The sequence below is a fragment of the Flavobacterium gelidilacus DSM 15343 genome, from assembly GCF_000422685.1.
In the GTDB taxonomy this organism is placed as follows: domain Bacteria; phylum Bacteroidota; class Bacteroidia; order Flavobacteriales; family Flavobacteriaceae; genus Flavobacterium; species Flavobacterium gelidilacus.
In genome coordinates this window covers 1-7322 of the sequence record NZ_AUGN01000028.1, presented here as the reverse complement: position 1 = coordinate 7322, position 7322 = coordinate 1, and the positions used below count along the sequence as shown (strand labels likewise).

Sequence of the window (7322 nt, the reverse complement as noted above, 5' to 3'; positions counted from 1 at the left end):
AAGCTTATTTTTTGATACTCTTTTTTTCGGCAGGGTTGTTTTTTCTGTGATGTCATAAGTGTGCTAAAAGTGTTTAATTTTTAGTCAACCTATTTTAGGACGATGCATTTCAAAATGTTGCAGTTAACGGTTCGCGGCTTTATTTCAGTTTTGCTGATTGATAAACAAGCCTTAACAAATATAGACAAATTTTAGATTAAAAAAATTCCAAAATAGAAAAAAACCAAGCCTGCAAAATTGAATAAAACCGTTGTTGTGCATAGTATTTTAATCAACCCATTTTTCATCTCTTTTTTCTTGGTCATTTAGAGATAAGTAATGAATTGCTAATATTAATTGAATGTTAGGATCATTTAAGTTTATATATTTTTTATTTTTTTTAATTTCCCAATACTGTAAATCAATACTATCGTAATGACCAGAACTGTTAACTACATTTGAATATTCTGCAATCCTTGGATTTTTTTTACCTAGTTCAGACAAATATTTTTGATATTTCCCTTCAGAATTTGCACAAATTGTTTTGAATTCTAAACCTGGCTTTATTCTATATTTAGTTTTACAAAAAGTCCAAATTTGTTCAAATGTTGATATAGAGATTTCATTATATAACTTTTGCTGTTTTTCAAAATCAATATTTGTCCAAAAAGGATTTCCACTTGCATCTAAATAATCGTGTGGAATTTCTTTATAACAATCTTTAAAATTTAAATCTCTGTAAATACACATTTCAACTTTAAAGAAATCTCGTATTTTGTTTAAATCTTGAATTTCCTGACTATTAAAATTTGCGTTTAATTCAGTTGTAGAATATTGAGTTTTACAAGAACTTAAAAAGCCCAAAATTATGAATCCAAGAATAAAGTTTGTTATTTTCCTCATATTATGCACAACGGTCATTGGCTTTGCGAAGCGGTTTGAATTAAAGACTGACCAAAGCAAATATAGACAAATTTTCGATTCATAGAGGTTTTTCCGAAGGAAAAACCAAGCTCAAGCCATTTTATAAAACCATTGTTGGCAGAAGGTTTTTTTATTTATTACAAATCCTTTAATTCTTCTGTCATTAATTCTTTTGCATAACTATATTTTCGGCTACCTAATGGAATTCTATTTATACTTTCTTTAGTAAATTCTCTTGCTGAATTTTGTTTGTTACTTTTATCATAAATATAAGATTTTAAATGTACAATATTGTCTCGTAAAGTTCCAAGAGTTTTTTGGTCATTATTTGTTTCATTAAAAGTCAAAGATTTGTATTTATTTCTGACTAATAATTCTTTTTCAGGTTTTAAAATTCCATCATTTTTTAATTGATTTACAATTTCACTCACAAACATTTGTTCTATATTTTGTAAATCTTTTTTTTGCACATTAATTAACAAAACAGAATAAAGAGTTTTAGAATCGATAAAATATAAACTTTTTTTTCCACCAATTGGAATTAAGTGACAAATCCAACTTTCAGAAGATTCAACAAAACTTTCGTCTTTCTTTTTCACTTTTATAAAAGTTTCAAGTTTTCTTGTGCAAAATACATTTATCATCTTTTAAATTTTTTATAAATGTATAAAATTTTAGTTGATAATTTCCTTAAGCGTAATTTTTAGGTAAACTTTCTGCCAACGTTTGCGGCTTTGTTTCAGTTGTGTGGAATTATTACCAAGCCATAACAAATATAGAATAAATTTTCGACTCATAGAGGTTTTTCCGAAGGAAAAACCAAGCCCAAGCCATTATGCAAAACCGGTGTTGTGTGCAGTAATTTATTCCATTGTTATTGTTTTCCATTCTTTTAGTAATTCTCCTTTTCCATTTATATCGTAAATCTCTAAAAATTTGAACTTCCCTTTAGATACTTTTTTGTAAAGTTTGTCGAAATCATCAAAGGCTTTATATTCGTTATTTATTTTAAAAGAAAAATCTGCAACTAATTTCCATTTACTATTTTTTAATGTCCATATGTTTATTGATTTAAATGAACTTGCACAAGAAGAAGAATATTCAGCAATTTCAATGCCTCCATCTTCGTCAATATCTCCAATACTAAAAATGCTTTCTACGTGGCAACAATTTGATTCTGTTTGAATTCTCGGAATTTTGTTGTCAGTAAAATAATAAGATTGTCCTTCTTCACACCAACCTAAAGCAGGCAAAATAAAAACAGATTCAGCTTTTCCATCAGCATTAATATCTCCTAAGAATTTAAACTCTTTTTTTGTTGTTCTATCTGCATCAAGTGAATACTCATAAAATTCTTCAGTTTTCAAAGTGCCTGGAAAACATTCTTTTTTTGAGTTTTCTAATTCGTATTTTGAAATGTCTAATTTGAATTTTCCTTTTAATATAGAATCATTTATAAATTCAATATCATTTGAAAGAATAGCGTTTTCAGATTTATTGGCTTTTAGTTTTGAAATTTGTTCATCATTAGAAATATTTTTTGATGTTTTAACTTCATTTCTGCAAGCTAAAAAACTAAAAAAAATTATTAGAAGAACAATATTTTTCATTTGGTTTGTGTTTTTTCAGCGAGTGGTTTGTCTTGTCCTAAAATAGGTTGACCTTTTTTAGTGATTTTTGTTGATTCAAATTTAGTTAAAAGTAATTGAACAATTACTGTTTTTTATTAAAAATACAAACTCTGTTACGCGGCCTTTTTGGCATAGGATTTATAGATTTGTTTGTTGTATTGTCTATGTACAGTTTGTGGTGTTTTTAAGTCTAAAGACCAGTGTAAACGTTCGTTGTTATATGTTTTTACAGCTTGTGCTACCATTTTTTGAGCAATTTGTATGTTTTTAATATTGTATTTTAAACCAAATTCGTATTTTAATATTCCGTTGATTCTTTCTGCTACAGCATTTTCATAAGGATCATATTTTTGTGTTGTACTTAATATAAAACCTTTGTTTTGAGCGAATTCAGAAAAGTCAGGACAGTAATATTGTATTCCTCTGTCGGAATGATGAATGATATTTTTATGGTTGTGAATACAGTTTTTATAAGCCATTTGTAACGCATCTTTAACCAGAGCCACTTTCATGTTGTTGTCTAATTTCCAGCCCATTATTTTTTTAGAATAGACATCAGTTACCAAAGCCAAATAGGAGTGACCACCATCAATTTTGATGTAAGTAATGTCGCTTACAAAGACTTGCTCTGCATGAATTAATGCTGTTTCTTTAAGTAGGTTAGGGGATTTATAAAAGAAGTGTTTGGAATCTGTTGTGATATGAAAACGTTTTGTTTTCTTAACTAACATTCCATGACTTCTTAATAAATCAAATAATGCATCTCTACCTATTTTGACATTGTTTTTAATTAATTCATCTTGAATGTGTTCAAATAACTTCCTGGTTCCTGTTTGAGGCATTTTAACCCTTATTTTATGAACTAACTCAAATATTACCTTATGTTGTTGCTCTTTGATGTAAAAAGCTTTAATTCGTTGGTAATAGGCTTGTTTTGTTATCCCAAAACATTGATAGAGCCATTTTATTTTAAACGGGTTCTTTTTCTTGTTTCTATCTCTTTTGCTAATGTTTTGGGTAATAACTTTTTTGACAAGTCTTTTCCAGTAATGTCTTGAAAGTCAATAATTATGTCTTGCTGAAGTTCTTTAATGAATTCTAGTTCTTCAACTTTTTCACGTAATTTTTTTAGTTCATCGTTTTTGCTCATAACTTTAGATTTAGACTCAAAGTTACTTAATTTTTTTAACCAATAGTCAATAGAACTTCGAGATACATTGTATTTATTGGAAGCGTGATTAACAGATATTTGTCCGTTATTAATTTGGTCAATGATGGAAAGTTTGAGATCAAAGCTTATTTTTTGATACTCTTTTTTTCGGCAGGGTTGTTTTTTCTGTGATGTCATAAGTGTGCTAAAAGTGTTTAATTTTTAGTCAACCTATTTCAGGACGATGCATTTTTTTGGCATTACACACAACGTTTTGCGGCTTTAAGAAGTTTGGGAAAAGTAAGCCAAAACTATTGATTAATCGCCGAAATTCAAAAGTACAAAACAATCTTTAAATTTAGTGACAAAATCCAAATTTCTTAAAACCGTTGTTAGCGGTAGTCTTTTTGCTGTAAAATGTATTGAATTTCATTTTTTTTATCTAAATTTGCATATTATTTGCAATTTAAAACTAAAAAAAAGATGATAATAAGCTTTTCTGTTAGTAATTATGGTCCAATAAGAGTAAGACAAACTTTATCTTTTGAGGCTAAAAAATATGACGATTTAGAAAATTATTATGTAGTTGAACCTATAAAAGGTTTAAGGTTATTGAAACTTATTTTTTTATATGGAGCGAATGCATCTGGTAAAACTACATTTTTAAATGCAATTGAGTTTTTACGTGATATTATATTAGAACCTTTTGATAAGAAGAATGAAAAATTTGATTTTAATCCATTTTTATTTGATGAAAAAAGTAAAAATTCAGATTCAATAATCGAAATAGATTTTGTTCATAAAACAAAAAAATATTCTTATAAAGTTGAATTTAACAAAAATGTAATAAGTCAAGAGACATTACTTGTTTATAATCCAAATAAAGCGGTAGTTTTTAAAAGGGTAACAAATTCTAGTAATAAACTTTCAGAGATTGTTTTTGGTAGTAAGGTTAAAGTCAATAAAGATTATGTTAATACTTTAGTAAGTAATACATTATCAAATAATACGGTTTTTGGGGGTTTTTTAAAAACTAATATTGATATAGTTGAGTTAAGAGAAGTTCTTGATTGGTTTGAGAGTGTTTTGAGACCAATGATATCTCCTAGAACAGACTTAGATGGCTTTGTTACCAGAAATTTAAGCGATGGAGATCAAAGTAAAATAATTAAGGAAAATGTTTTAGAAATTTTAAAAAAGGCTGATTTAAATATTGAAGATATACTAATTGAAGAAAAGGAAAGAGATATACCAGAGGGATTACTTGAGTTTTTGGAAACTAGTTTAAAGAATGAAGAAGAAAGAAAGAAAATATCTACAATAAGAGAAAAAGGTAAAGTAACTTCTGTAAGTCTAGAATTTGTTCATAAATTTGGAGGTACAAATTATAATTTGCCTTTCGAGAATCAATCACAAGGTACTCAAAGATTTTACGGTTTAGCAGGTATATTAGATTTGTTAGTTAGGCAGGATAGTGTTGTTCCCATAGATGAATTGGAATCTTCTCTTCATCCAGATTTATATATTCACTTTATTTTAATGCACCTTGTAAACTCTACAAAATCACAATTGATTGCTACAACACATAATAGAGAAATATTAAAGAATAGAGACATTTTTAGAAATGATTGTATTTGGTTTGCTGATAAAACAGAAAATGGAAACACTGAAATTTATTCATTGGAGGATTTTGATACAAAAACCATAAGAAATAGTAGTAATGTTTATAATGCGTATAGTATTGGTAAACTAGGAGGTGTTCCTGAACTTGGTGATTATTTCCTTGATTTTAAATACGATGAAGATGGCAAAAAATAAAAAGAAAGCAGCTATTTTTGTTGATGGTGAATGTGAGTTTTGGTATTTTCAAATGATGAAAAGGAATGAAAATGCAACAAATCTTGATTTATTGCCTAAATTACCAAGAAAGAAGAAACTTGTTGATTTATATAAAGAAGTTAAAAATTCTGCTGGTGATTATGATTTAGTTGTATGGATAGTTGATTTAGATAAAATAATTGAGGAAGAAAAAGCTAAAAAGAAGGGCGGGAAAAATCCAAAAGAAGAATTTAAAAAGTACTATAAAGATTTATCTAAGTTAAAAAATGTAAAAATAATTGTTTCTAATCCTTGTTTAGAGTATTGGTTGCTACTTCATTTTGAATATACAGCAAAACCTTTTAATAGTTGTAATGAGGCTAATGTTTTGTTAAAAAAGTATTTAACGGATTATGATAAAAGTGAAAAATACTTTGTTAAGAATGATCTGTATAAAAAAATCAAAGATAATCAGTTAAAAGCAGTTGAAAACGCAAAAAAATTAGGCGAGTTTGATTATGAAGATTTTGAAGCTTCAATATGTGAGATGTATAAAATATTTGATTCTGATAAAAAGATTAATATTTTTGCATTTTTAGAGTAAGATTACCGCTAACGTTTTGCGGCTATCGAAAGCCACAAAGATTTAAGACTAACCACAACAAATATAAAACAAAAAATGGAAAATCCGACAGGATTTTCCAAAAGTTGACCAAGCGTTTGTGGTTTTTGATAACCGTTGTTGTGTGCTGTAATATCTTATAAGAAAGTAAGCCCAATTCTTTTATTCAGCCCAATTTCAAAGATTCTGATTAAAGTAGAAAGTTGAATGTTGCCTTTTCCATTTTCGATTCTCGAAATGTAACTTTTCTTTGTTCCAGTTTTTTCAGCAAGTTGTTCTTGTGTAATATTTGCTTCCTTTCTTGCTTCCTTAAGCATTTCGCTAATAATAAACATCTGAGATTTCTCTTCATAAGAGTTTCTGCTTTCAGTTCCGATTTTTCCGTGTTCAACTTCTATAAGTTGCTCAAAGTTTTTTATGTTTTTATACTTTTCCATTTTACTTGTTTAAATTAAAATATTCATCCATTAATTTCAGTGCTTTTTCAATTTCTTTTTTCGGTGTTTTTTGAGTTTTCTTTTGGAAAGCATTAAATAACACAACTAATTTTCCTTTGTCAAAGCAACAGAATATGCGATAAATATTAGATTGATATTCAATTCTAATTTCATATAAACCATTTGTATTGGTTAAATGTTTCAGAAACTTTTCAGGCACTTTTTCAACCTGTTTAATAAGTTCAAGAACATATTTAATCTTTTCTTTTACCTTGTCATTTTGGACTTGGTAAAATTCAATAAAGTGATTTTCGTGAAAAATTATTTCTCTATTCATTTTGCAAAGTTATCTTAAAAGTTAACATTGTGCAAATTTTATAAGTAGTTTTTTAGAAAATTGTTGTTTTGGAAATTTTTCGTAAAATTATAGCACACAACGGTTCTCGGCTAGCGAAAGTGGTTTGAATTAATCACTGACCACAACAAATATAGAATAAAATTGTGAATCATAGAGGTTTTTCCGAAGGAAAAACCAAGCCTTAAACCATTTTTGCTAACCGGTGTTGTAGGCAGCACTTATTTACTTATAAAATGAATGATTCTACTTTTTAATTAGAGGAATCTATTTTGTAGACGCATGTGCTTACTTTCTAAATTCGGTTGTGATTTTTTAATATGCTGCTGCAATTTTTTAAAATTTAGTTTGTAATTTTTTAAATTTAGTTCTAAGTTTTTGCAATTTTATTACAATTTTTCAAAAC

Annotated in this window: 9 protein-coding genes; 2 read left to right on the top strand and 7 right to left on the bottom strand. The window is 27.6% G+C overall.

The window, feature by feature from the left end:
• Positions 1 to 267: 267 nt before the first annotated feature.
• The 5 genes from G507_RS0109290 to G507_RS0109270 form a co-directional block, all read right to left on the bottom strand.
• On the bottom strand, positions 268 to 882 hold the full coding sequence (locus tag G507_RS0109290; RefSeq protein WP_051191579.1) for a hypothetical protein: 615 nt from the start codon (positions 880 to 882) through the stop codon (positions 268 to 270).
• 158 nt (positions 883 to 1040) lie between these two features.
• Entirely contained in the window at positions 1041 to 1547 is a 507-nt protein-coding gene (locus tag G507_RS0109285; protein ID WP_026717230.1) for a DUF6933 domain-containing protein, read from the bottom strand.
• Positions 1548 to 1766: 219 nt separating this feature from the next.
• Positions 1767 to 2513 (bottom strand): hypothetical protein, encoded by a 747-nt coding sequence (locus G507_RS0109280; RefSeq protein WP_026717229.1) that lies wholly within the window; start codon positions 2511 to 2513, stop codon positions 1767 to 1769.
• Between the two features lie 134 nt (positions 2514 to 2647).
• Entirely contained in the window at positions 2648 to 3475 is an 828-nt protein-coding gene (locus tag G507_RS0109275) for an IS3 family transposase (RefSeq protein ID WP_245575614.1), read from the bottom strand.
• Positions 3476 to 3498: 23 nt separating this feature from the next.
• On the bottom strand, positions 3499 to 3882 hold the full coding sequence (locus G507_RS0109270) for a helix-turn-helix domain-containing protein (protein ID WP_026717227.1): 384 nt from the start codon (positions 3880 to 3882) through the stop codon (positions 3499 to 3501).
• A gap of 285 nt (positions 3883 to 4167) precedes the next feature.
• Here G507_RS0109270 and G507_RS0109265 point away from each other — a divergent pair, with 285 nt between their 5' ends.
• Together G507_RS0109265 and G507_RS0109260 are read left to right on the top strand one after the other, a co-directional pair.
• The gene (locus tag G507_RS0109265; RefSeq protein WP_026717226.1) at positions 4168 to 5502 is read left to right on the top strand and encodes an AAA family ATPase; all 1335 of its coding nucleotides are present in this window, start codon (positions 4168 to 4170) and stop codon (positions 5500 to 5502) included.
• On the top strand, positions 5489 to 6106 hold the full coding sequence (locus tag G507_RS0109260; protein ID WP_169627287.1) for an RloB family protein: 618 nt from the start codon (positions 5489 to 5491) through the stop codon (positions 6104 to 6106). The genes G507_RS0109265 and G507_RS0109260 overlap by 14 nt, the downstream gene beginning before the upstream one ends.
• 155 nt (positions 6107 to 6261) lie before the next feature.
• Here the strand turns inward: G507_RS0109260 and G507_RS0109255 are convergent, their stop codons facing one another.
• Both G507_RS0109255 and G507_RS0109250 read right to left on the bottom strand, forming a co-directional pair.
• On the bottom strand, positions 6262 to 6561 hold the full coding sequence (locus tag G507_RS0109255; RefSeq protein WP_026717224.1) for a helix-turn-helix domain-containing protein: 300 nt from the start codon (positions 6559 to 6561) through the stop codon (positions 6262 to 6264).
• A 1-nt stretch (position 6562) separates the two neighbouring features.
• Entirely contained in the window at positions 6563 to 6898 is a 336-nt protein-coding gene (locus tag G507_RS0109250; RefSeq protein ID WP_026717223.1) for a type II toxin-antitoxin system RelE/ParE family toxin, read from the bottom strand.
• Positions 6899 to 7322 lie beyond the last annotated feature (424 nt).